The 25,498-nt window shown below is 68.0% G+C and carries 16 protein-coding genes and 1 pseudogene; 6 read left to right on the forward strand and 11 right to left on the reverse strand.

Annotation, left to right across the window (positions count from 1 at the left end; genetic code table 11):
* Both F3J18_RS13185 and cynS read left to right on the forward strand, forming a co-directional pair.
* A pseudogene (locus F3J18_RS13185) lies at positions 1-1,449 on the forward strand (malto-oligosyltrehalose synthase); the annotation flags it as partial.
* 321 nt (positions 1,450-1,770) lie between these two features.
* Positions 1,771-2,220, forward strand: a complete 450-nt coding sequence (gene cynS, locus F3J18_RS13190) for a cyanase (RefSeq protein ID WP_166913069.1) — start codon at positions 1,771-1,773, stop codon at positions 2,218-2,220.
* Between the two features lie 45 nt (positions 2,221-2,265).
* Here cynS and F3J18_RS13195 read toward each other — a convergent pair whose 3' ends face one another.
* Positions 2,266-2,589 carry a type II toxin-antitoxin system RelE/ParE family toxin gene (locus F3J18_RS13195; protein ID WP_166913070.1) on the reverse strand — a complete coding sequence of 108 codons (324 nt, stop codon included), beginning with the start codon at positions 2,587-2,589 and terminating at the stop codon, positions 2,266-2,268.
* Positions 2,586-2,855, reverse strand: coding sequence for a type II toxin-antitoxin system ParD family antitoxin (locus F3J18_RS13200; protein ID WP_025099231.1), 270 nt, complete (start codon positions 2,853-2,855; stop codon positions 2,586-2,588). Before F3J18_RS13200 ends, F3J18_RS13195 begins: the two co-directional genes overlap by 4 nt.
* A 533-nt stretch (positions 2,856-3,388) precedes the next feature.
* On the opposite strand from F3J18_RS13200, the gene F3J18_RS13205 reads away from it, so the two are divergent.
* From F3J18_RS13205 to F3J18_RS13215, 3 genes are all read left to right on the forward strand, one after another.
* Entirely contained in the window at positions 3,389-4,780 is a 1,392-nt protein-coding gene (locus F3J18_RS13205; RefSeq protein ID WP_025099232.1) for a TIGR00366 family protein, read from the forward strand.
* A 276-nt stretch (positions 4,781-5,056) separates the two neighbouring features.
* Complete coding sequence (locus F3J18_RS13210; RefSeq protein ID WP_166913071.1) at positions 5,057-5,569, forward strand: hypothetical protein; 513 nt, start codon at positions 5,057-5,059, stop codon at positions 5,567-5,569.
* Positions 5,570-5,652: 83 nt separating this feature from the next.
* Entirely contained in the window at positions 5,653-7,821 is a 2,169-nt protein-coding gene (locus F3J18_RS13215) for a trypsin-like peptidase domain-containing protein (RefSeq protein ID WP_166913072.1), read from the forward strand.
* An 88-nt stretch (positions 7,822-7,909) separates the two neighbouring features.
* On the opposite strand, the gene F3J18_RS13220 is transcribed toward F3J18_RS13215, so the two are convergent.
* The 3 genes from F3J18_RS13220 to F3J18_RS13230 all read right to left on the reverse strand — a co-directional run bounded on the left by F3J18_RS13220 (position 7,910) and on the right by F3J18_RS13230 (position 12,520).
* Entirely contained in the window at positions 7,910-10,444 is a 2,535-nt protein-coding gene (locus F3J18_RS13220) for a PBP1A family penicillin-binding protein (protein ID WP_166913073.1), read from the reverse strand.
* A 333-nt stretch (positions 10,445-10,777) separates the two neighbouring features.
* Complete coding sequence (locus F3J18_RS13225) at positions 10,778-11,818, reverse strand: D-cysteine desulfhydrase family protein (RefSeq protein WP_025099234.1); 1,041 nt, start codon at positions 11,816-11,818, stop codon at positions 10,778-10,780.
* A 174-nt stretch (positions 11,819-11,992) separates the two neighbouring features.
* Positions 11,993-12,520: an Lrp/AsnC family transcriptional regulator gene (locus F3J18_RS13230; protein ID WP_025099235.1), complete on the reverse strand. Its 528-nt coding sequence runs from the start codon at positions 12,518-12,520 to the stop codon at positions 11,993-11,995.
* A gap of 171 nt (positions 12,521-12,691) precedes the next feature.
* Here F3J18_RS13230 and mdeB point away from each other — a divergent pair, with 171 nt between their 5' ends.
* Positions 12,692-15,412 carry an alpha-ketoglutarate dehydrogenase gene (gene mdeB, locus F3J18_RS13235; RefSeq protein WP_166913074.1) on the forward strand — a complete coding sequence of 907 codons (2,721 nt, stop codon included), beginning with the start codon at positions 12,692-12,694 and terminating at the stop codon, positions 15,410-15,412.
* 30 nt (positions 15,413-15,442) lie between these two features.
* On the opposite strand, the gene F3J18_RS13240 is transcribed toward mdeB, so the two are convergent.
* From F3J18_RS13240 to F3J18_RS13265, 6 genes are all read right to left on the reverse strand, one after another.
* On the reverse strand, positions 15,443-16,048 hold the full coding sequence (locus F3J18_RS13240) for a 2OG-Fe(II) oxygenase (protein WP_166913075.1): 606 nt from the start codon (positions 16,046-16,048) through the stop codon (positions 15,443-15,445).
* A 79-nt stretch (positions 16,049-16,127) separates the two neighbouring features.
* Positions 16,128-19,544: an autotransporter domain-containing protein gene (locus F3J18_RS13245; protein WP_345891824.1), complete on the reverse strand. Its 3,417-nt coding sequence runs from the start codon at positions 19,542-19,544 to the stop codon at positions 16,128-16,130.
* A gap of 371 nt (positions 19,545-19,915) precedes the next feature.
* A complete protein-coding gene (locus F3J18_RS13250) occupies positions 19,916-20,314 on the reverse strand; it encodes a hypothetical protein (RefSeq protein ID WP_025099239.1) in 399 nt (132 codons plus the stop codon).
* 19 nt (positions 20,315-20,333) lie between these two features.
* Positions 20,334-22,076, reverse strand: a complete 1,743-nt coding sequence (locus F3J18_RS13255) for a peptidase (RefSeq protein WP_166913077.1) — start codon at positions 22,074-22,076, stop codon at positions 20,334-20,336.
* A 167-nt stretch (positions 22,077-22,243) separates the two neighbouring features.
* Complete coding sequence (locus F3J18_RS13260; RefSeq protein ID WP_345891781.1) at positions 22,244-24,181, reverse strand: Xaa-Pro dipeptidyl-peptidase; 1,938 nt, start codon at positions 24,179-24,181, stop codon at positions 22,244-22,246.
* A 420-nt stretch (positions 24,182-24,601) separates the two neighbouring features.
* Positions 24,602-25,492 carry an alpha/beta hydrolase gene (locus F3J18_RS13265; RefSeq protein ID WP_025099242.1) on the reverse strand — a complete coding sequence of 297 codons (891 nt, stop codon included), beginning with the start codon at positions 25,490-25,492 and terminating at the stop codon, positions 24,602-24,604.
* Between the last annotated feature and the right edge of the window lie 6 nt (positions 25,493-25,498).

A 25,498-nucleotide genomic window follows, 5' to 3' on the forward strand; every position in this document is an offset into this window, starting at 1 on the left:
GCGCCGCTGCGGCGCGCGGCCATCGAGCTGGCCGCGCAACTGCCGGTCTACCGGCTCTATCCGCTGGAAGGCGAGCGCAAGCAGGAGCGGCCCTTCATCGAGGCCGCCGCGCGCGCCGCCGCGCGGACCCTGCCGCGCACCGATCGCGCCGCGCTCGACCACGCGCTGGCCTGGCTGGGCTGGCCCGAGCTGGCCGGCGATACCGTCGTGCCGGACGTCGATCCCGCGCTGTCGTTGCGCGCGCAACTGTCCTTCGCGCGGCTGAGCGCGCCGCTCGCGGCCAAGGGCGTGGAGGATACCGCCTGCTATCGCTACGGCCGCCTGCTGTCGCGCAACGAAGTGGGCGCCGATGCGCAACGGCTCGCGCTATCGCCGGAGGATTTCCACGCGCGCAATCTCGAGCGCGCGCGATGCATGCCGGCCACCATGCTGGCGACCGCCACTCACGACCACAAGCGCGGCGAGGACGTGCGCGCGCGGCTGGCCGTGCTCAGCGAGATGCCAGTGCCCTGGCGCGGCGCGCTGGAAGCCTGGCATGCGCGCAACGCGCCGCCGGCCGGCGGCCCGAGCCGCGCCACCGAAGCCATGCTCTACCAGACGCTGGCCGGCTGCTGGCCCCCCACGCTCGGGCCCGACGACGCCGAGGGCCTGGCCGAACTCACCGAGCGCATCGTGCGCTGGCAGACCAAGGCGCTGCGCGAGGCCAAGCGCGAGACCGGGTGGCTCGCGCCCGACGCGCGCTACGAGCAGGCCTGCGAGGATTTCGTGCGCGATATCCTGCGGCCGCGCGGCATCGACGATTTCGCGCATGCGCTGCATGCCTTCGTGGCCCGCATCGCGCCGGCCGGCGCGGTCAATTCGCTGCTGCAGACCGCGCTGCGGATCGCCTCGCCCGGCGTGCCCGATCTCTACCAGGGCACCGACGCCTGGGATTTCAGCCTGGTCGATCCCGACAACCGCCGCGAGGTGGATTTCGCCGAGCGGCGCGCGATCCCCGTCGACGGCCCGGTGGCCGGCTACCTGCCGACCTGGGCCGACGGGCGCGTCAAGCGCGCGCTGGTCACGCGCATGCTGGGCTTGCGGGCACGTCATCCCGAGACATTCGCGAGCGGCGCCTACCTGCCGCTGGCGATCGAGGGACCGGCCAGCGCGCATGCGATCGCGCTGATGCGGCACGACGCGCAAGCCCGCATCGTGGTGGTCGGCAGCCGGCTCGCGCTCGGCCTGCTGGCCCCGGACGATGCCGGGCCGCGCATCGAGACGCGTCATTGGGGCGATACCAGCGTGGTGCTGCCTCTCGACATGCCGGCCGGGTCGGCGGCCTGGCGCGACGAGCTGGGCGATCGCGATTTCCAGGCCACGAAGCGGGATGGCGGCGGCACCCGGCTGCGGCTGGCCGATCTGCTGGCCGAGCTGCCCGTCGCGGCGCTGGTCGACAGCCGTTCGTGAGCGCCGTGCCGGCCTCGCGCGCCACGCACATCCTCTGTCCCGGAAAAGCAGCACAGACGGCCTCGCGTTGACATCGATTTCTGGCGGCTCGTTAATGAGGTTTTATGATCGAGCCGCCGGATCGATGCGCCACGTCCACTCACGCGTTGCCCCGCCATCGCCTCGACGGCCGGACGCCGTTCCCCACGATCCTCGCGAGCGAGGCGCCGACGCAGCGCCGCGCCGACTTGTCGACCCCGTCGTCGATCCCGTCCGCAGCATTCCCGTTCCGGCGCCGTGCCCGATGCGCGGCGCCTTCCCTACCGTCATACGGAGCCAGTCATGATTTCGAGCCGTGAAGAAGTGACCAGGATGATTCTGTCCAGCAAGGTGCGCAAGGGCATCAAGTGGACCCAGGCCGCCGAGGCCACCGGGCTGTCCAAGGAGTTCACCACCGCCGGCTGCCTCGGCCAGATGACCTTCGACAAGCCGCAGGCCGAGGCGATCGGCAAGCTGTTCGAGCTGCCCGACGAGGCGGTGGCCTGGCTGCAGATCGTCCCCTACAAGGGCTCGCTGCCGAGCACCGTGCCCACCGATCCGCTGATCTATCGCTGGTACGAGATCGTCAACGTCTATGGCAGCACCATCAAGGAGCTGATCCACGAGGAATTCGGCGACGGCATCATGAGCGCGATCGATTTCTCGATGGACATCCAGCGCGAGCCCGATCCGAAGGGCGACCGCGTGCATGTGGTGCTGTCGGGCAAGTTCCTGCCGTACAAGCAGTATTGAGTCACGGCCCCGGCCAGGAAGCCGCGCCGGCGTGGACATCGATGCTCAGTCGTCGATCGACGACTGGAAATCGGCCGCGTAATCCTGGCCGCCGTGGTAAATCCCGAGGACCGCAACCTGTTCCTCGGTGATTCGATAGGCAATCGCCGTGCTGCCGCGGTAGTGCGTCAGGCGCAAACCGACGAGCAGGTCTTCGCGCGGCACGCCGCGCTGGGGAAAACGATCAAGCTGCTCACAGAACGTGATGATGGCGTCGACATATCTCTGCGCCGTAACGGGCGCGCCACGCGCGGCGATGCGTGCCTCGAGTTCCGATAGTTGATCGACGGCTTCGGGGGAAAATACGACCCGATATGGAGCAGGCGTCACGAGCGAGCCGCTCGTCGGCGCGCCAGGGTGGCACGGGCGTCCGACGGCTCGACCGCGCGATCGGGATCCGCCTCGAGCGCGGTGGCGGCCGGCACCACGCTATCGCGCAACCACGCCTCGACCGCGCGATCCCGCGCGGCAAGCGTGCGCAGCGCATCGCGAATCACCTCGGAGTCGGAGGCATATTCGCCGCTGGCGACCTTGGCCCGGACCAATTCCGCCATCTCGTGGGGCAGGGTGATGCTCAATTGTTGGGTGGAGCGCATGATCGTTCCCTTGACGTCGATAGGATTGAATCCTACTCCTCGCCTGCCGGCCTGTCACACGACGCTCTGACATCAGCACGCGTTTTGTGTGAACCCGCTCTGGCCACCTCTCGCCGGTCGCGCATGAAGCGCCCCATTCATTTCAAATCCCCTTCAATATCTTTCAAATACCCGCCTTCACGCCGCGATTCCCGGCGAAAAGACCCCATCCCCCACGTTGCCGGCTTGACACCGCCACCGCTCGCGCCGAATAATGCGCCGTTCGTTAATCGAAACGACGTTCGATTAACGAACTTTTCATAACAAGAACAGGCTGGCCGTCTTCCTTGTCCGCGCAGGTCGAGCGTGCGACGCGGAAGGCGCGATAGAGAACCCGCTGCGCCGTGGCAACACCACGAGCACCTGGAGGAGCACCGCATCCCGACCCGTCGCGCGGCCCGCGAGCTTTCGAGCGCGCGCCGCCCCGGGCCCACCCGCATGCCGATCCGCCGCCCGGCGCCGCAGCAGCCCCCGCTGCGCAACAGACTGACAGCATGCAAAGAGACAACCTCGCGCCCGCAACCGCGCGCGCCACCGAATCGCGCGGCGTGGTCGCCGCCCTCGTCTACGTGTTCGAACGAGTCATGCCCGACCCGTTCGTGCTCTCGATCTGCCTGACCGCCTTCGTCGCGCTGCTCGCCTTCGCGATCGCGCCGCAGGGCAACCTGCCGACCGTGCTCGATTCCTGGTACACGGGCACCTTCGGCATCCTCGGCTTCGCGCTGCAGATGATCCTGATCCTCGCCACCGGCTACGCGATCGCCGAGGCGCCGATCGTGCAGCGCGGCCTGCGCGCGATGGCTTCGCGCGCCCAGACGCCGGCGCGCGCGGCCCTGCTGGTGTTCCCGGTGGTGGCGGTGGCGGCCTGGCTGAACTGGGGCCTCGGCCTGATCGTCGGCGCCCTGCTCTCGCGCGAGATCGCGCGGCGCGTGCGCGTCGATTTCGCCTGGCTGGTGGCCGGCAGCTACTCGGCCTGGTCGATCTGCAACAGCGGGCTGTCGAGCTCGATCGCGCTCTCGCAGGCCTCGCACGGCAATGCGCTGAACCTGGTGGAGAAGGCCACCGGCCAGGTGGTGCCGCTCGGCGCCACGGTATTCGCCCCCTTCGTGTTCATCCCCACCGTGCTGGTGGTGGTGGTGATGACGGCGATCTTCATCCGCATGCATCCGCGCGAGGCGGACGTGGTGGCCTTCGACGACGCGGCCGACCAGCAGCGCCAGGCGCCCGGCGACGATCCGCATGCGCGCATGGGCGGCACGCCCTCGTTCGCCACACGCCTCGAACAATCGGTGCTCGGCACCCTGCTGCTGCTCGCCTTCGGGATCGGCTTCCTGGTGATGGAATGGCGCTCGGGGCATTTCGACCTCGACATCAACACCACCATCCTGATCTTCCTGCTGATCGGCCTGGCCCTGCAGCGCACCCCGATCGCCTACGCCAACGCGATCCGCGGCGCGGCGCGCCAGACCGGCTCCATGCTGCTGCAGTACCCCGTGTACGGCGGGATCATGGGCATGATGAAGGGCACCGGGCTGGCCTCGATGATCGCCAAGGCCTTCGTGACGATCGCCACGCCGCTCTCGCTGCCGCTGTGGAGCTACCTCAGCTCGCTGATCATCACCCTGCTGGTGCCGAGCGCCGGCGGCCACTGGGCCGTGCAAGGGCCTTTCGTGCTGCCCGCCGCGCTGAGCCTGCACGCCTCGGTGCCGCGCACCGCCATGGGCGTGGCGATGGCCGAGAACGTCTCGAACATGCTGCAGCCGTTCTGGGCCGTGCCGATCGTGGCGATCGCCGGGATCCGCATCCAGCGCGTGATGGGATACACGGCGGTGACCTTCGCGGTGTCGCTGGTGATCTATGCGCTGGCGCTGTGGCTGGTGCCTTGAGTTTCAGGCCGATCGCCGGAAAAATGGAAAGGCAATTATTTTTATGCCAATCCATTTTTCCGAATTCAATCCGGATCGTCGCGGCACGTCATAACAAAATCAATCCGCGCGTGAAAGATGACAGATATTCAACACAATAATAAATTTTCAGTTACATCCCGTTCTCGTAATCCCCCTCGGCATCGACAAAATCCATCTCATTTCAGGGACGCCGTTTCCTCTACAGAAAAACGCGCATAGTCGTTAGCCTCTTTTCACGAACAAATAGAGGCCACCATGCGCGAATCCGATTCTTCCGTCGATCCATCGGAATCAAGAAAGGATGATCGACTGCTGATCAGTCGATTGTTCAGTGCCGAGGCTCTGTTGCGCACGGAGATGCGCGACAGCCTTGCGATATTCTGCGAAACGCATCAGGACGTGGTCTTGCCTCATTTGCCCGGCGTGCTCGAGCCGCTGGCACGCGCCTGCGCCTTCGAGGAGATTTTCGAATTGGTCATGCGCCTGGGCGGGCGTCGGGTCTATCTGCCGATCGACGTCGCGCGCTTCGCCCAGCAGACCACCGTGCACATCCCGGCCGACGCTTATCGGTGCTGGCGCTTGCATGCCGACGTCAGCGGCCAGATCGACGTGCCTTCCGCCTGGGGCGTCTACCTGTCGATACGACGTGCAGCGCTCGCCTACGCACTTTCGCGCAGTTGGTCTCGCGATCTGCTGCAATCGACGTTCGGCCTTTCACGCACGCAATTACGCGCTTATCGGGGCGCGCGCCCCCAAGAACAGCACTAAACGCGGATTCACCTCATTTTCAGGAATTCCGCTGTCGCTCGGCGGGGATCACGGTCGTTCGACTCCGGTCGTCGCGAATGACCATGCCGTGGTTGAAAGCCACGGAAATCACAAACGACGCCCACTATCCAATGAGGGACATCATGCCAGGACGTTTGAACAAATCATGCGCTGCCGATGGCGTTGTTGCATATCAGAATACGGAAGAGACCAAGACATTCCATTATTTCCCGGTTCGCATCGACGCCATCCAGGGTGAAACCCTGCGTGCCTATGACGTCAAGTACTGGGGAATCAACAAGACGCCTTACTTCATCGATGTCGGCAACCGGAAATACCAGAGCGTCGTGGGCGGCTCGGTCTCGGGCCAGGCCGTGGCCGACATCACCTCGGCTCAGCGAGCGAACATCATTGCCGAGATCAAGCGGGTCTTCCAGTTGAAGGACAAGGACGAAGTCAATCTCGTGCCGCTCGTGCTCCAGGACGTCGCCGTCCAGCCGATCTTCGCGAAGAATCTGGTGGAAATGGGCGGCAGCAGCAGCGTGACCTTTCCCGAGCGCTTCCAGGTCGGCACCCAGTTCGGTTTCAACGTCGCATCGGGCAACAGCCTGTTCAGCGAACTGGTGGGCGCGGAAGGCAGTATCGATCGAGACAACAGCCCCGATATCGGCGTCAACTTCTACGGCACCGCGGAGTTGCGCGCGGACAAATGGGTCGCCCGTATCGAGGCCGATCTTGCGCAGGTATGGAGCTACACGCGCGACAAGGTCGATGCGAACCTGAAGCTGGGGTGGACCAATATCGTCGGTGTGCAGTATGACAAGATCGCCCAAAGCCTGATCAAGGAGAACATCGTCAAGATCACCTACATCGAAGGCGGCGGAGGCAAGGAATTCGGTCGCGCGCTGCTCGAATCGACCAAGACGCTGTTCGAGGCCATCAACGCGCAGATCACCGCCGGCGAGGGGCTGTTCAAGTTCGAGCCTAATCCGAAGCCTCAGGAGCCCGCACCGGGCAAGGATTCACTCGGCGGAGAACTGCTGCCCTGGTCGATGAACATCAACATGTCCTTCGGGCGCGAAACCTTCAAACAGGCAATCAAGTTCGACCAGACCATCACCTTCGAGGGCAATACGCTCGTCGCACTCAACGGCAACATGGCACTTGCGCTGCCTTGCAACGCCAAGACCATCAAGAGCTTCTACGATCTCCAACTCAAGGAGTTCGGCTGCATCACGGCCGAAAAGAGCGACGGACTCCAGACACGCATTCGCAAGGAAGTCGCGGCCAAGGACGCCAAGGTCAAGGAATACTTCAAGCGGGTCGAGGACGGCACATGGACGCCGGCCACCATGGCCGCCATGCTCGACATCCTGAACCAGACCAACCTGACGGAAAGCGCCTCGGCGAAAGTCTCGTCGGACGGCGTGGTGGTGCTGACACGACTGTCGGTGGACGAAGCGGCGGCTGAACTCGACGCCATGGCACAAGCCTTGCAAGACCGGCAGACCCCACCGTTCACCCAGGTGGCCAGAACAGGCAAGGTCGGCAAGGTCTTCCCGCCCGACACACGCAAGCGCATCACCAATACCAAGGCCGTGCCCTGGAACGCGATCGGTGAGCTGGTCGTCACCTTCCCTGACGGCGTAACACTGAGCGGCACCGGCACCTTGCTCGATAAGCGTCACGTGGTGACGGCAGCGCATGTCCTGCATGACGAAAATCACGGCAAGGCAGTTTCGGCACGCTTCTATCCGGCCCGCAACGGCGCGGTCGATCCCTTCGGCAGCTATGCCATGAAGCGCTTTTTCATCGACGATGAATACCTCCAAAACAGCGCCTTTCCCGACTACGACTACTGTCTCGTCGTACTTGAGGAAAACGTGACGCACGAGTTCGCCACGTTCCTTCTTCGCAATGCCGGCGACACGGACCTCGAGAAACTGCAGGTCCAGATCGCCGGCTACCCGGACGACAAACCCATCGGCACGCTTTGGGAAGATAAAGGCAAGCTGACCGAGGTCAAGTCGCGCAGCCTGCAATACCGGATCTCGACGAAACACGGCGAAAGCGGCAGTGCCGTCGCCAACAAAGGCCAGGAGTCGTGGGATATCGTCGGCATTCACTGTCAGTCTTCCGATGAAGCGAACGTCGCGTGCCGCGTTACCGATCGTGTGATCGACAATGTGCTGAGGTGGCGCAATATCGAGCAGGTCCCTGCCGAGCAGGCCGATTGCGGTTGCAAGGTCTGATCGGATCGGCGACGCGGGCTGCTCGCGTCGCCGAATCATGACGACGCTTCGTCGCGCGAGCGATGCTCGATCAAACGCGTGCGGAGACTCACATCCCCTCCCCGCCACCCGCCTCCGAAGGCGCCGCGAAGTAGCGCAGGATGCGCGCCTTCTCGTCCGAGGACACCACGCCGGGCGTCGACGCCGCGCGCGCATCGGCGTGCGTCGCGACCGGCCCCGACGCGGCCACCGCCGCGATCGCGCCACTCTCACCACCGGCGCGCTGCGCCATCAGCGGAATCGCACCCTGCGCATCGAGCGCCGCCACGAAACCCTGGCCCGGCAGGAAGGCCTTGTCATAAGGCTCGTCGTCGATCAGCGCGATGTCCTCGGGCGGCGCCTCGATCGATTCCGGCACGCCCGCCAGCGCATGCCCCATGAACTCGATCCAGACCGGCAGCGCATTGCGCGCGCCGTATTCGCGCGGCCCCATCGAGGCCGGCGTATCGAAGCCCATCCACACCACGGTCGCCAGTTGCCGCTGGTAGCCGGCGAACCAGCCGTCGCGATAGTTGTTGGTGGTGCCGGTCTTGCCGGCCAGGTCGCCGCGCTTGAGCGCATTGGTGGCCGCGCCCGTGCCGTGCATCGCCGCGCGCCGCAGCATGTCGGTCATCAGGTAGCTGTTGGCGGCGCTGATCACGCGCGGCGCGCCGGCACCGGCACGCGCCGGCGCCGCCTCGAACAGCACCTGCCCCGCGCCGTCCTGGATTTTCGCGATCAGGTAGGGCTGCACGCGGAAGCCGCCGTTCGCGAAGCTCGCGTAGCCGGTCGCCATCTGCAGCGGCGTGACCGCGCCCGCACCCAGCGCCATCGGCAGGTTCGGCACGATCAGGTCGGAGCGCAGCCCGAAGGCACGCACGATGTAGTCCTTGGCATAGGCCGGCTCGATCGCGCGCAGCACGCGCACCGCGACCAGGTTCTTCGAGCGCGCCAGGCCCTCGCGCAACGCGATCGGCCCGAGCAGCGCGCCGCTCTCGCGCGGCCGCCAGACCGGGCCGCCCGGGTAGCTGGCGGGGATCTCCAGCGGCAGGTCGTCGATCACGCTGGCGGGCGCGAAGCCCTTGGCCAGCGCCGCCGAATAGATGAAGGGCTTGAAACTCGAGCCGGGCTGCCGCCAGGCCTGGGTGACGTGGTTGAGCTGGCTCGGCGTGTAGCCGTTGCCGCCGACCAGCGCGCGGATCGCGCCGTCGTCGGGCGAGATCGCGACCAGCGCCGCCTGCACCGCCGGCAACTGGCGCAGCACCCAGCGGCCATCGCCATCACCATCGCGCGCGATGCGCACGATCGCGCCGGGCTTCAGCGACGAAGGCAAAACCACGCGCCGCCCGGCGCCGGACGACAGCACCGCCAGCGCGCGCCCCGACAACGCCACGCGCTCGCCGTCGGCGCGCATCAGGTCGAGACCGCCGGCGCCGGCGCCGATCACCACCGCGCTGGCCATGCCGCCGACTTCGGGTCGCTGCTTCAGCGCCTGCGCCGCCGCTTCGGACAACTTTCCATCGACCAGCACCGGCGCGGCCACGCTGGCCTCCGGCCCGGCGTAACCATGGCGCTGCTGATACGCCTCGGCGCCGTGCCTGACCGCCTCGAAGGCGGCGCGCTGCTCGCCCAGCGCCACCGTGGTGGTGACCCGGAAGCCCGATTCGTAGGCCGCCTCGCCGTAACGCTCGACCATCATCTGCCGCACCAGCTCGCTGACCGAGCCGGCCGGCACCGAATCGCGGCGCGGCTCGGGCCGTTGGTACGGCGGCTCGTCGAGCGCCGCGCGATACTCGGCCGGGCTCAGGTAGCCCACCTCGCGCATGCGCGCCAGCACGTAACGCTGGCGTGCCCGCGCCCGCTCGGGATCGCTGATCGGGTTGTAGGCCGAAGGCGCCTTCGGCAGGCCCGCGAGCATGGCCGCCTGCGCGACCGTCAGTTCGCCCAGGTCGCGCCCGTAATAGGTACGCGCCGCCGCCCCGAAGCCGTAGGAACGCTCGCCCAGGTAGATCTGGTTCATGTAGAGCTGCAGGATGCGGTCCTTGGGCAGGCTGCGTTCGAGCTTGATGGCGAGCAGCACCTCGTAGAGCTTGCGCGCGAAGGTCTTGTGGCGCGACAGGAAGAAGTTGCGCGCCAGCTGCATGGTGATGGTGCTGCCACCTTGCGCCTTGCCGCCGCGCAGCGCGTCGACGAACACCGCGCGCAGCAGGCCGCCCGCGTCGACGCCGGGATGCGCGTAGAAACTCGCGTCCTCGGCCGCCAGCAGGGCCTGCCTCGCGCGCAGCGGGATCGCCCCCGCCTCCAGCGGAATGCGGCGCTCGATGCCGTATTCGGCCAGCAGTTCGCCATCCGAGGAGAAGATCCGCAGCGGCTCGGCGGGCTGGTAGTCGCCGAGCGCGGAGACCGGCGGCAGCGACGGGTAGACCACCCATGCGAGGTAGGCCAGCGTCGAGGCGCCGGCCACCACGCCGGCGCAGACCAGGCCGACCAGCGCCGTGCGCAGGCGGCGCCAGCCGCCGCGTCGGCGCGGCGCGCGATCGCCGCCGGGTTGCCCGGGCGGTTCGGAGGAAGGAGCTGTCGATGGATCGGGCTTGCGAAGGAACATGGGATGGGCGCGGCTGGCGATCGGGCGCGACGGGCTGGGCCGCGCGCCGGATCGTGATGAGGAATCCGTAGCGATCGGGGATCGGCAACGGCCGGAAGCGGGATCGACGCGACGAGGTCGATGCGAAGGGCGGCGGGTGCATGACGACCCGCGCCGGAACACACGCGGCGCGTCGGCCGTGCCGCGCGCGCCGGGCACCGGCGCGCCGCATGAAGTCGCGTCGACGCGCCAGGGCAGATTCTGTCGGCGCGTCGCGCGGGGCTCAAGCGAGGATTTCTTCTCGCCGCATTAGCCCGGTTAATGAAGCCGGCCCTGGAGCAGGCCGGCCGGGGCTCAGGCCTGGCCGCGCGCCTCCTCGAAGATGCCGCGGTAGGCATACAGCGCCGGCGCGCCGCCCGTCATCAGGAACAGCAGCTTGTCGCCGCGCCGGAAGCGTCCCGCCCCGATGTCGGCCAGCAGCCCGGCGAAGGCCTTGCCGCTGTAGACGGGGTCGAGCAGCAGCCCCTGGCTGCGCGCCATCAGGCGCACGGCCGCCAGCATGCCCTCGGTGGGAATGCCGTAACCCTCGCCGCGATGCGCGCCCTCCACGCCGATCGTGCCGGCCGGCGGCGGCGCGATGCCGAGCAGCGCGCAGGCTTCGTCGACCAGCTTCACGGTCATCGCGGCGGCCTCGTCGGCCGGCGCCAGCACGCCGTAGGCGCGCACCAGGCCAGGGTCGCGGCCCAGCGCGTGGAAGCCGGCCACCAGCCCCGCATGCGTGCCGGCGCTGCCGTTCGGGCAGGCCACGCAGGCGAACTCGATGCCGAGCTCGCGCGCCTGCGCGTCGATCTCGGCGGCGCAGGCGGCATAACCGAGCGCGCCCAGGCCGGTGGAGCCGCCCGAGGGAATCACCAGCACCTTGCGGCCGGCGCGGCGCAATTCCTCGGCGCGCGCCTGGGCCAGATCGAGCGCCGACGTGCCCGCCGGCGCGACCTGGACGGTCGCGCCGAACAGCTCGTCGAGCAGCACGTTGCCGTTGCGCTCGTAGTCGACGCCCTCGCGGGGCACCATGCGCGCCAGCACCAGTTCGCAACGCAGCCCGGCCAGCGCCGCGGCCGCCGCGGTCTGCCGCGCGTGATTCGACTGGATCCCGCCGACCGTGATCAGCGTGTCGACGCCCTCGGCCAGCGCCTGCCCCAGGTGCAGTTCGAGCTTGCGCAGCTTGTTGCCGCCGCCGCCGAGCGCGACGTGGTCGTCGCGCTTCGCATAAAGCTGCACGCCGTTCAGGCGCTCGCCGAGTTCGGCTTCCAGCCGCGTGAGCCGCTGGATCGGCGTGACGGCGTCGAGCAGCGCGAAGCGCGGGAAGCGGGTGCCCTTGATTTCGATGGTGTCCATGACCATTCCTCCTTGGCCGGGCATTCTGCGCGCGCGAGGCCGGCCCGACAAACGAGCATTTCTACCCGAAACATTAGCCACACTAATGGAAACGAGGCTTGGCGATATCCGCCGAGACGGCTCGTGCAAGCCCGGGAAGGCGCCGGCGGAAAGCCGCAGCGCCCGGGCCACGCATTAATCCTCGTCGTGCGTATCCTCTTCCTCGCGGCTCAGCGTCAGCCCCGCCGCCGGCAGCGGCAAGGCGGTGCGGTAGCGCACCTGCTTGAGCGCGAAGCTCGAGCGGATGTTCGACACACCCGGGATGGTGGTCAGCTGGTCCATGATGAAGCGCTCCAGCCCGTGCATGCTCGGCACCAGCACGCGCAGCAGGTAATCGGCGTCGCCCGACATCAGGTAGCACTCCATCACCTCGGGCCGCTTGTCGATGGCCGCCTCGAAGCGGCGCAGCGCGTCCTCCTGCTGCTTCTCCAGGCTGACCTGGATGAACACGTTGATCTTCAGGCCCAGCGGATCGGGATCGAGCAGGGTCACCTGCTGCTTGATCAGCCCGAGCTTCTCCAGCGCCTTGACGCGGTTGAAGCAGGGCGTGGGCGACAGGTTCACCGCGCGCGCCAGTTCGGCGTTGGTGATGCGCGCGTTCTGCTGCAGTTGGTTGAGGATCGCGATGTCGGTGCGGTCGAGCCGGGTCGAGTCACTGGGCATGAATGTAACAATTCCGGAAAAGGCGGGATCGGCGGAATATTTATACTGATTCCCGGCCGAAACGCAATGCAATTCAGACACACATTCCGCAACGGGCTCAGTACGCTAGTCGAATCGCCGCTGCTTCCGAACCCGCGGCCCCACCTGCTTTCTCCTGCCCGGAGCCGCATCATGACCGACCTGTCGAACGGCGTGCCGTCGATCCTCGCCCTGCCCCTCGACCCGATCGACGAGGACCCCGGCGAAACCGGGGAATGGCTGGCCGCGCTCGACGGCGTGGTCGAGCACGCCGGCCCCGAGCGCGCGCGCTACCTGCTCGACCAGCTCGCCCTGCACGCCTCGTCGCAAGGGCTGGCCACCGGGCGCGTGCGCGCCACGCCCTATGCCAACAGCATCGCGCTCGACGCCCAGCCGCCCTACCCGGGCGACCTGGAGATCGAGGCCCGGCTGGCCGCCGCGCTGCGCTGGAACGCGCTGGCCATGGTGGTGCGCGCCAACCGCGCCTATGGCGAGCTGGGCGGCCATATCGCCAGCTACGCCTCGGCCGCCGACCTGTTCGAGGTCGGCTTCAACCACTTCTTCCGCGCCGCCGACGGCGAGCGCGACGCCGACCTGGTCTATTTCCAGCCGCATTCGGCGCCGGGCGTGTATGCACGCGCCTACCTGGAGGGCTTCCTGGAGGAAGCGCATCTCGACCACTACCGCCGCGAGATCGCCGGGCCCGGGCTCTGTTCCTATCCGCATCCGTGGTTGATGCCCGACTTCTGGCAGTTCCCCACCGGCTCGATGGGGATCGGGCCGATCAACTCGATCTACCAGGCGCGCTTCATGCGCTACCTCGAGCATCGCAAGCTGCTCGGCACGGCGGGACGCACCGTGTGGGGCTTCTTCGGCGACGGCGAGATGGACGAGCCCGAATCGATCGGCGCGCTGTCGCTGGCCGCTCGCGAGCAGCTCGACAACCTGGTGTTCGTGATCAACTGCAACCTGCAGCGCCTGGACGGCCCGGTGCGCGGCAACGGCCGCGTGGTGGACGAGCTGGAGACGCTGTTCGCCGGCGCCGGCTGGAACGTGATCAAGGTGCTGTGGGGCTCGGACTGGGACGCGCTGTTCGCGCGCGATCGCGACGGCGCCCTGCTGCGCGCCTTCGCCAACACCGTGGACGGCCAGTTCCAGACCTTCTCGGCCAACGACGGCGCCTACAACCGCGAGCACTTCTTCCAGCAGAACCCGCAACTGGCCGCGCTGGCGGCCCACCTCAGCAACGACGACATCGACCGCCTGCGCCGCGGCGGCCACGACGTGCGCAAGCTGCACGCGGCCTACGCCAGGGCGCTCGCGCATCGCGGCCAGCCCACCGTGATCCTGGCCAAGACCATGAAGGGTTTCGGCATGGGCGCGATCGGCCAGGGCCGCATGACCACGCACCAGCAGAAGAAGCTCGACCTGGACGACCTGAAGGCCTTCCGCGACCGCTTCGCGCTGCCGCTCAGCGATGCCGAGGTGGCCGAGGTGAAGTTCTACCGCCCGGCCGCCGACAGCCCCGAGATGCGCTACCTGCACGCGCGCCGCCAGGCGCTCGGCGGTTACCTGCCGCGCCGCCGCCGCGCCGCGAGCCGGCCGCTGGCGGTGCCGCCGATGGCCGGCTGGGGGCAGTTCGCGCTGGAGGCCGAGGGCAAGGAGATGTCGACCACCATGGCGATCGTGCGCATGCTGGGCGGCCTGCTCAAGGCGCCGGAGATCGGCGAGCGGATCGTGCCGGTGGTGGCCGACGAGGCACGCACCTTCGGCATGGCCAACCTGTTCCGCCAGGTCGGCATCTATTCGCCGCTGGGGCAACGCTACGAGCCCGAGGACCTCGGCTCGATGCTCTACTACCGCGAATCGACCAGCGGGCAGATCCTCGAGGAAGGCATCTCCGAGGCCGGCGCGATCTCCTCGTGGATCGCCGCCGCCACCTCGTACAGCGTGCACGACCTGCCGATGCTGCCGTTCTACATCTACTACTCGATGTTCGGCTTCCAGCGCGTCGGCGACCTGATCTGGGCCGCCGCCGACCAGCGCGCCCGCGGCTTCCTGATCGGCGCCACCTCGGGCAAGACCACGCTCGGCGGCGAGGGCCTGCAGCACCAGGACGGCACCAGCCACCTGGCCGCCTCGGCGATCCCGAATTGCCGTGCCTGGGACCCGGCCTTTGCCTACGAGGTGGCGGTGATCGTCGAGCACGGCATGCGCGAGATGGGCGAGCAGCAGCGCGACGTGTTCCATTACCTGACCGTGACCAACGAGAACTACGCCCAGCCCTCGATGCCGGCCGGCGAGGCGGTGCGCGAGGGCATCCTGCGCGGCATCTATTCGTTGCATCCGCAACGGCATGGCTCGGCGCGGGTGCAGTTGCTGGGTGCCGGCGCGATCATGACCGAGGTGCTGGCCGCGGCCGCGATGCTGCAGGACGACTGGGGGATCGAGGCGCAGGTGTGGAGCGTGACCAGCTTCACCGAGCTGCATCGCGACGCGATCGCGATCGAGCGCGCGCAGCGGCTTGGGGCAGAAATGGATGCGGATGTGGATGCGCTGGCGGCACCGGCGGTGCGCCGTGCGCTGCAAGGCGCGCAAGGGCCGGTGATCGCCGCGACCGACTACGCCCGCGCCCTGCCCGAGCTGATCCGCGCCTGGGTGCCGGCGCCGTATGTGACGCTCGGCACCGACGGCTTCGGGCGCAGCGACACGCGCCAGGCGCTGCGCGAGTTCTTCGAGGTGGATCGCGCCTCGATCGTGCTGGCGGCGCTGCACGCGCTGGCCGAACAGGGCGAAGTGGAGCGCGAGACGGTGCGCGCGGCGCGTGCGCGTTACGGCAAGCAGGCGGGTCGCGCGGCTTCGTGGCAGGTGTAGATGGAAAGCGCAGCGGCTCGCTGCGCGGCCTCACATGCGCATCTGCGTCTTGAACATCAGCGTGATGCGCATCGTCGGGCAGGCGCGCGACACGCCGCGCGCGACGTGGTAGAGAAAGCCCGGAAACACCAGCAGCCGGTTCGGCTTCGGGTAGACCGCCGCGAGGATGTCGCTGCGGTCCTTGTTGAACAGGATCGTCTCGCCGCCCCAGTCAGGGTCCCAGTGCTGGTGCGGGTAATACACGGCGGTGCAGGCGCCGATCGCCAGCGAATCGGTGTGCACCGAACCGTCGGTGCCGTAGGGCAGGCCATTCGCGTAGCAGCTCTGCAGCGCGTGACCCCGTAGATAGCCGCGCGCGATCCGCTGCCAGCAGGCATCCAGCAGCGGCTCGCGCGCGGCCAGTTCCTCGCTCGCGTCGTGGCGCCCGTCCAGCCGCGCCGGATCCTGCGAGCCGGCGAAATGGCGATTCCAGAACGCCTGCGCGCCGGCGCCGTTGTGCGAACGCCAGCCGTGCTGCCAGGTGCCTTGCGCGAGCAGGCGGTGAATCGCGGCCTGCTCGTCGCCGGGCAGCAGGTCGTCGATGATCGTGATGTCCTGCCAGGCGCCGCTCGCGCCCGGCCGCGTGTCGAGAGTCATCGCCACTCCGTCGATGATGGGAAAGCGGACGCCCGAAGGCGTCCGCGGCTTCATGGGTTCGCCCGAGGCGAATCCGCGATCAGAACTTCCAGCCCAGGCTGCCCCGCACCGCGTGATCGGCCTGGCGGCTGGCCAGCGAGCCCGAGTAACCGAGGCTGGCGCGGCCGGCCTTGCCGAACGTGAAACCGGCATCCACGCTCAGCACCGCCGCATCCTTCGCCACCGGTACGCTGGCGACCGTGAAGCCGTCGCTGCCCGAGGCGAAGGCGAGTGTCGCCACCGGTCGGCCGCTCGTCAAGGCATGCTGCCAGCCCACGCTGCCCTGCAGCGTCAGTTGCATCGACGAACCCAGCGCGAACTGCGTGGTGCCGCGCAAGCCCAGCGTCGAGAACGACACGTCGTTGTTGTCCTCCTGCACCCGCAAGGCCGCCGCGCCGCCCGACTCGGTCGCGCCGTGGTTGCTCAGGTGAACGTAGGCGAGCCGGCCGAAGGGTTCGAGCTCGAGCGCCGAGCCCAGGCCGAGCCGGTAGGCCGCCTCGCCGAACACCTGGCTCGTCTCCGCATTCAGCGTGCCGGTTTCCGACTCGGCGGCGGTGCCATAGCGAACCGACCGATCGACGCCGCCGCGATGCCATGCGTGCACCGCTCCCGCGCGCAGCCCGAGCGCGCCCGGTTGCCATGCCGCATAGGCGCCGAGATGGAAGCTGTCGAACGAGGCCGAGGACGGCTGGTCGCGCAGGCTGATGCCGCTGTGCGTGTAGCCGGCGATGCCGCCCACCCGCAGCGCATCGCGCACGGCCGCGTCCGCGCCCGCCAGGAAGCCGCCTGTCGAGCTGGTGTAGCCGTTCACGCCGTCGCCGCGCGCGCTACCCCAGGAGCCCAGCAGCCGGGCCCAGACGCCGGGCCGCGCGGCCGCCGCGTCGCCGCTGCCGGCATTGCCACCGCCGGTACCGGCCAGCCGATCGAGCACGGCATCGCGCACCTGCCGGCTTTCGTTGATCAGCGTGGCGTAGGCGGCCGGGTAGATCTCGCCGGTCAACTGCGAAAGCGTGGCTTGCGGCGCCTGCGCGGCGGTCGCGAACAGCACGCTGTTGTAGACCGCGCTGCCCGGATCGACGGTTTCCAGCGCGTTCGCCACGCTGCGCTCGTTGTCGGTGTTCGCGACGCTGGCGAAGCGCGCGGCGTTGCGATTCACGCTCAGGCTGATGCTGGTCGGCCCATAGGCCAGCGACGGCGACACGAACAGATAGGCACCGGGCGAAGCGAACTGCCCATCGACGCCGCCCGCCGCATTCAGGATCACGAAGCTGCGCCCCAGCACCGAGCGCGACTGCTCCCCGCTCAGCGGCGGCGGCGTGTTCTCGAGCGCCAGGCTCAGCGCCCCGCCCGCCAGGCTGGCCTTGCCGCCCACGTCGATCCGGTCGCTCGCGCCGCTCGGCGACAACTCCACCGCGTAGGTCGAGCCGCTCGCCAGGCTCAGGTCGCCCGCCACCGACAAGCTACCGACCGAGTGCCCCGGCGCCACCGTGCCGCCGGCCGTCGCGTTCAGCGAGCGCATCGCGCCATTGCCGTTCACCAGGCCACCGTTGCCGACCGTGACGTCGCCGCTGCTGCCGTCGAGCGAGGCGCGCCCGCCGTCCACCGCCACGTCGCCGGTGCGGCCCGTGATCGCCGCCACGCCGAGCGCCTGCACGCTCACCTTGCCGCTGTTGCCGCCCAGCGAGGCGAAGCCGTTGGCGAGCCGCACCTCGCCGGTGCTGCCGGTGCCGGTCACCGCCGCGGTGCCGCCCTGGTCGATCGCGAGCGCCGCGCTGGTGCCGGCGATGGTCGCCAGCCCGCCGTTCACCGCGATGTCGGCCGCGCGGCCGTTCACGGTGAGCCGCCCGGCGGCGTTGACCACCGCGCCCGAGGCGATCGAGCCGTCGATCCGCAACTCGCCGCCGTCGACCGTGGTCAACCCGCGATAGGTATTCGCGCCCGCCAGCGTGAGCGTGCCGGCGCCCGACTTCACCAGGCTGCCCTGGTATTCGCGCGCCTGGCGGGCGGCCTCGCGCGCCGCGCCGGTCGCGTAGTCGACCTTGTCGCCGTCGCTCGCCCCCGCCGGCAGGCCCTGCTGCCAGCCCCTGGACTGCAGCGTGTCGAGCCAGGCGCGATGCTCGGCGTCGTCCTCGATCTTGCGCGCCGCCAGCGCGACATCGGAGATGTCGTTCGACCAGACGTCGGCGGTGCCCGCAGGCAGCGCCGCGCGGAAGGTGCCGAGCAACTGCCCCGGCCCGTTCATGGCCTTCTTCAGGTCGACCAGGCCCCAGCCGCCGAACCCGTTCGGCACGCCGCTGCTGCCCGGCTTCGCGGGATGGACCGCCTGGAACAGGCTGTTGTTGCTGGTGTAGTCTGGCCGGCTCGGGTCCGGCTCCATGTTCTGCGCGGTGGTGAACATCACCGACAGCGCCTGCTCGCTGCTCATGTAGGGAAACCGCTCCATGATCAGCGCGAGCGCGGCCGACGCGTGCGGCGCGGCCGCCGAGGTGCCGTTGAAGTTCGCGTAGGTCGCGCCGGTGGGCGCCGCCGAGGTGCCGGAATACGAGGTGGACGGCACGCCGGTCGGCGCCATCACGCACCACCATTTCGCGATCCCGCACTTGTTGTAGACCTGGCCGACCTGCTCGTCGTAGCCGGTGGTGGTCATCCAGTGCCCTTCCAGCTCCGGATGGAAATAGGCATAGGAGCCGCGCAGGCTGGCGTTGTCGTAGCCGGTGTTGCCCGAGCTGAAGTTGTTGATCACGCCCTCGCGCGACACCTTCGCGGCCGCGTCGAGCCAGGTGCCCTGCCCGGTGCGCGTGCGCACCGCCTCGTGCAGCTTGTAGGCATCGGTCAGCCTGGCGAGCGTGCTGTAGTTCTCGTCGCTCGGCTGCGAGCCCCAGCTGTTGCTGATGATGCGCACGCCCTTGGCTGCGATCGCATCGTAGACATCGGAGAAATACTTCGCGTCCGAGCCGGGGAATTTCGGATCGGATACGCCGAACAGGAAGCCGTCGGTGGCATTGGTATTGCCTTCGTAGACCGTCGCGTCGGGCGCCACGCCATGCATGCCGGTGCCGTCGCGCGCACCCGCGATCACGCCGCTGACCAGCGTGCCGTGATTGTTGTTGTTCGGATTCAGCACGCCCGGGATGCCGTCCGAAGCAACCGGAATGTAGCGGTTGGGGGATAGTTCGGGATGCTGCGCGTAATAACCGGAATCGAGCACGCCGATCGCGATGTTCCTGCCGGTGAAGCCGGCCGCGTAGGCGTATTCGGCGTGCATCGCGCCGAGCCCCCATTCCCTGGCGAATTCCGGCGTGCGCCAACTGGCGGGGTCGCCGAGCCTGCCGGGCTCCTGGTAGGGTGCCGTCTGCGCTGCCACCGGCCGCGGAATCACCGCGGCGGCGATCAGCAGTTGAAACAGCAGCAGCGATGCGCGGCCGGGTGCGCCGGCGCGATTCTCATGCGTGGCCACGGCTGCCCTCCACGCGGATCGTTCCTCGATTTCCAGCGAGATCCATTGCCTTTTCTCCATTCATTGGTTTTCTGGTGCCCTGCCCCACGTCGTTCGATCGCGTCGAACGCGCCCGACATCGAGCCCTGGCCGCCGGCGACAGGCGAGCACGGCCCCGCCCTGCATTCGGCCTCGCTGGTTTCATTCAGGCGCTTTGATCAAAAACGGGAGATGGATCCGGCATCGTCCATCCATGCCGGCGAAGATCGGTCATGCCGGGTCGGTACACGCGGCCGGCATGGCCGTGGTCTTGAAAGGGCCGGCATCTCCATGCCGGCCGATCAGGGATATCAGCCCCGCTGCATGCCTGCCTCAGGGCTGGACGGCTCGGCTCAGGAATTGCCCCCGGCCTTCGCCGCGTTGCGCATCCGCATGACGCGCTGCGGGCTGCGTTGCGACATGAAGTCGAGCACGTCGTTCAGGCGGACATAACCGCTTCCGGCGCGGTCGATCTCGGAGAAATGGTCGCTGACCAGGCCCCAGCCCGCCGCCTTGGCCTGCTGCTTCGACAGCGTGCCGTTCGCGTCGCCGCCGTTGGCCGCCGTGAAGCGTTCGGTGACCTGGCGATCCACGTCGGCCGTGACCGAACGCTCCGATTGCTTTTCCGGCTGCGCCCAGCCGCCCGGCGGCGGCGGGGGCTTGGGCAGGTCGTCGTAGCCGTTAGCCATGGCGACGTTGGCCAGGGCGAAGCCGCCGGCAAGGGCCGCAACCATCAGTTTCATGATTTTCATGCTTGTCCTCGCTCATGCCTTACATCAGGGAACCATCGGCCGCCTGCGCCGACGATTGGTAGTACGCATCGATCGCCTGCTTCAGCGGCGCGCGCGACTGCTCGGTGTTGTAGATCATGTGGCCGCCCTCGAACCATTTGACGGGCACCCGGTCCGCAAGGTTCACGCCTTCCAGGTCCAGCTCGGTCTGGAAGCCCGGCGTGGCGATGTCCTCGTAGCCGTGCAGGATCAGCAGCTTGGCATCCGGGTTGGCGGTCAGCACGGCCTGGATGTCGGTGATGCTCTGCGGCAGGGTATTGGCCGGCAGGCCCGCCCGCGCCCATTTCCAGATCCCGATCGTGTCGTTGTTGAGCGGCTGGTACGCCGACTTGCTCTGGTAGTTCACGAAGTCCGGGAAATAGGTCTTGAGCTGGTTCAGGAAGGCCACGTTGATGTAGTCGTCCGCCGCGAAGCTGTTGCCGTTCGGCACCTTCATGCGCGCGTCGTAGCGGCCCAGTTGATACCCCGGCACCAGCGCCGTGCGGAACGATGGCGGCGTGTAGTTGAAGCTGCTCTTCCAGGTCGAGGCGGAAATGCCGGTGTAGCTGGACAACTGGTTCAGCACCGCCTGCCCTTGCGAGCTGGCCGCGAAGGCGTTCCAGGTCGATTTCGGCCGGCCGTTGGTGAAATAGGTCCGGTAGGTGTTCTGGAAGGTGGTGCGCGCCACCGTGCGCAGTTCGGCCAGGTACTCCGCCTGGCTGCGCGTGCCGCGCTGCGTTGACTTCTTGAAGTAGTCGGCCGCCATCGCGTAGGACGGGATGTAGCCCTCGCAGGTGACCGAGCCGTCCTCCATGTCGCAATTCGAGTTGTAGTCGACCAGGGGCGAATTGAGGATGAAGCCCGCCAGCACCTTGGCCGGCTTGCCGGTCGGGTCGGGCACGTAGCCGCTGGTGCCGGCCTGCTCCAGCAGGTTGGCGACGATCGGCGTGCGAATCCCGCCGTAGGATTCGCCATACAGGTACTTCGGCGAGCTCTGGCGGTTGAACTTGTTGGTATAGCTGACGATGAAGTCGGCCACCACCTGCGCGTCGGCGTCGGTGCCCCACAGATCGCGGTTCTGCAGCGGCGAGATGGCCGTGGACAGGCCCGTGCCCGGCGGATCGACGAACACGATGTCGGATTCGTCGAGCAGCGAGATCGCATTGTCCTCGAACGGGAAGCTGGACGGCTGCACCGTGTCGTTGGCCATGTTGGGCGCATCCGACTTCAGGCGCTTCGGACCCCACGAGCCCATGTGCAGCCAGATCGAGGCGGAACCCGGGCCGCCGTTCCAGAGGAAGGTGACCGGGCGGTTTTCCTTGCCCAGCCCGTCGCGCGTGTACGAGGTATAGAAGATCGCCGCCTCGGCCGTCTTGCCCTGGGCATTGGTCTTGTAGGCCACCAGGTGGCCGGCGCGCGCCGTGTAGGGCACGGTCTTGCCGTTGATCGCGATGGTGTGGCGCTTGACCGAGGTGTCCTCGTTGATCGAGGCCAGCTTGATCGTGCCGCTGCGCGTGGTGGTGTAGGTGTTCGGGTCGTTGAGCACCTTGTCGGCCGGCGCGAGCCGGTCGAAGGCCTGCTGCTCGGTTTCGTCCGCGGCGGGCCCGGCGGCCGGGCTCGCGACGGGCGCGGCCTGGTTCGCGGCGAAGCTGCTGACGGGCGAGGACGTGTCGTCGCCGCAGGCGGCCATGGCCATGGCGGCCAGCAAGGCGCATAGCGTCCAGGCGGGGGTTCTTCCAGTCATGAAGACTCTCCTGTTGATACTCTGCAAATCGATGTTATTGGGCTGGTTGATTCGCACTGCATATCGACCCGGCGTTCACGGCGCGTCTCGGAACGACGCCGGGTCAATTCCTGGCACGACGCCGGCCGCGCCCGGCGCGGCGGCGTCGTGCCGTCATCTCGTCGGCTTCATTGCGCACGCATCACGGCGGCCACGCGCGCCTGCGGCACGATCGGCATCTGCAGCGTGGTGTGCGCCAGGTCCAGCGTGACCTGCGCCGTGCCCTGGTAGCCCTGCAGCTTGAGCTTCACCTTGCTGCCGGGCAGCACGGTGAAGTCGCGCGGCATCAGCTCGAGCACGAAGTCGTAGTCGGTGCCGGCCGCGATGTTCTGCGGCGTCTCCAGGCCCTTGTAGAAGCGCGGATTGGCCCAGCCGTAGCTGACGTCGTGGCCGTCCACCGACAGCGTCGCCTTCACGTTGGTGACCGCCGGCGCGAAGCGCCCGCGCATCGCCACGCGGATGGTGCCCGAGTAGCGCGTGGCGTTCGCCAGCGGCCGGGTCTCGTAGCTGACGGCCGTGCTCTTGCTGAAGCCCACCGAGGGCGCCGCCGTGCCGTCCGCCGTGTCGGGCGTGAGCAGGCCGCCCGCGCGGCCGTCGCCGTGCAGGTAATAGGCGGCGTCGACCGTCTTCGGCCAGGCGTCTTCCTTGATGAACAGCTCGCCGGTGGGGATGCAGTCGCGCGGATTGTGGCCCGAGTGGCAGTGGCCGATCAGCGTGTCGCTGGTGTCGTCCTCGCCGCGGCTGATGGTGGCGCCCACGGGGATGTCGCCGGCCGGCGTCTCGCGCACGTAGGTGGGCTGCTTCTCCACGCCGTTGTTCACGCCGAACAGGTAGCGCGAATACCACATCAGGATCTGCTTCTGCCATTCCTTCTGCCAGGCCGGATCGTCGTGGTCGCGGCTGTGCAGCCAGAGCTGCACCGGCTTGCCGGCACGGCGCAGCGCGTCGTAGAGCTGCACCGAGTTCTTGGTCTTGACGTTGTTGTCGGCCTGCCCCTGCGCGATCAGCGTGGCCGCCTGGATCCGGTCGACCAGGGACACCGTGTTGCGCGCCTTCCAGAAGTCGTTGTAGGCATAGGTGCCGTCGTCCGAGGCGCTCACCGCGGCCTGGCGCGCCGGCTCGCAGATCGAGGCGCGCGCGCTCGACTGCTCCTGCTGCATGTAGCTGCCGAGCGTGACGGTGTTGTCGATATCGGCGATCACGCCGTTATAGCGGAAATAGTCGTAGCCGCTGCTGATGCCCTCCACCGGCACGATGGCCTCCAGCCCCGGCACGCCGGTGGCCGCCACCATGCTCGGCAGCGTGCCGCCGTAGGAGATGCCCTCCATCGCCACGTGGCCGGTCGACCAGCTCGCCGTCACCGGCTTGCCCTGCGCGTCGGTGCCGGGCGCGGTGGCGTCGCCGGTCAGCCAGCGCACCACGCTGGCCATCGCCTCGCGCTCGGTGCGGTCCATCACCGACCAGCAGCCGTCCGACAGGTTGGTGCCGATCGAGTCGGCATAGATCACCGTGAAGCCCATGCGCAGGTACTCGGCCTCGCCGAGGAAGGGCGCGCGCGTCTGGGTGGCGTAGGTCGGATCGGCGTAGTACACCGAGGGCCGCACGATCACCGGCGTCTTGAGCCCCTCGGCCACCTCGGCCGGCTGCACGATGCGGATCGCGATGCGGTCGGGCTTGCCGTCCTGGTCGGTGTCGAACGGCGTCTGCACCATCACGCTCTGCTTGAGCGGCGCGCGCATCGACAGCCAGGGCAGGATCATGCCGTCGTTGACGCTCGGCCCGTTGTGCCCGGGATACAGCGTGGCGAGCTTCGGATACGGCAGCCCGGTGGGCGAGCTGGCGAACTGCTCGCCCACCTCGGGCAGCGGCTGCGGCGGCGCGAACGGCGCCGGCTCGGGCGCCGTGGTGGCCGTGCTCAAGGGCGTGACCTGCCGCGCGGCCGAAGGCGAGACGCCATCGTCGCCGCCGCATGCCGTCAAGCCGATCGCGGCCGCCATCAACAGCATCGGCAAGCGCGCGCCATGGCGGACCTTGCCCGCCCCCTCTCGATGATTGTCTTTATTCACTCTCAGTGCTCCGGCCCATGTTCTTATCTGTTGTACTAATCGTTTAACATTTCACACATGTAACGCGAGGAAATAATTTGTAATGTAGCAAAAAACAAAAATCAATCTTTTTGCAATCTGATACGTAAAAAAGATTCCGCCGACTCGGGCGGGAAGCTTACAGGCGGGGCCGCACAGCTCAATCGAGAGGAATGATTCGGTCCGGACAACAATACAAGGACATAACAAAATGTCGATTGACAATCGAATCGAATCAGGAAATTGGCGCTGCGCAAGTGCAGCAAATATTTGAACGAATCGGTGAAAATGCATTACGCCGAAGCCGGCGCGGAAGGCCGAGCGGATTCGTGGGAGGACAACGCGAAGGGCGCGCCATCCGCGATGGTGCGCCCGATGGTGCGATAGCGACGAACGCTTCGCTCAGTGAGCGTCGACGAACGCGAGGATGTGCCGTGCCACTTCGCCCGGTGCCTCGCGTTGCGGAAAATGGCCAACGCCGTCGAGCAGCTCGCGTCGATAGGCCGAGGTGAAGAAGCGTTCCTTGCCGGCCGAACTGGCGGGATGGTTGCAGGTGTCGATCGCGCCGTGCAGCACCAGGGTCGGCACCGCCAGCACCGGCGCGGGATCGAGCAAGGCCTCGTCGGCGTCGTAGGCGGCATCGCCCGCCACGAAGCCCCAGCGATGCCGATAGGAATGCAGCACCACCTCGGCCCAGTCGGGCCCCTCGAAGGCGCTGCAGGCATCCTCGAAGGCCTCCTCCTCGTACCAATCCGAGGGCGACCAGGTATTCCACATCTGCCGCGCGAAGGCACGGCGCTGCTCGCGCACCGCCTGCTCGCCGCGCGGCGTGGCCATGAACCAGTGATACCAGTAGTTGCGCGCCTGCTCGAACGGCAGCGGCTGGCGCGGATCGTTGGTGCCATAGCCGACCGACAGCATCACCAGTTGCTCGGCCACGCCCGGCCGCAGCCCGCAGGCATTGGCCACCGCCCGCGCGCCCCAGTCGTGGCCGACCAGCAGCGGCCGCGCGAGCGACAGCGCGTCGATGAAATCGAGCAGGTCGCGGCCGAGCGCGGCCAGTTGCCCGCTGCGCGGCGTGGCCGGATCGCGAAAGCGGGTCGGCGCGAAACCCCGCAGCGCGGGCGCCAGCACGCGATAGCCGCGCGCGGCCAGCGCCGCCGCCACGCCCTCCCAGGAGCGCGCGTTGTCGGGCCAGCCGTGCACCAGGATCGCGACGCGCTCGCCTTGCGGGTTCCATTCCAGGTAGGCAATCTCGAGCGTCGCGGTGGATACCGAGGACCAGGGCTTCATGTCGCC

Source organism: Burkholderia sp. Ax-1720, from assembly GCF_011753035.1.
Taxonomy (GTDB): Bacteria; Pseudomonadota; Gammaproteobacteria; order Burkholderiales; family Burkholderiaceae; genus Burkholderia; species Burkholderia gladioli.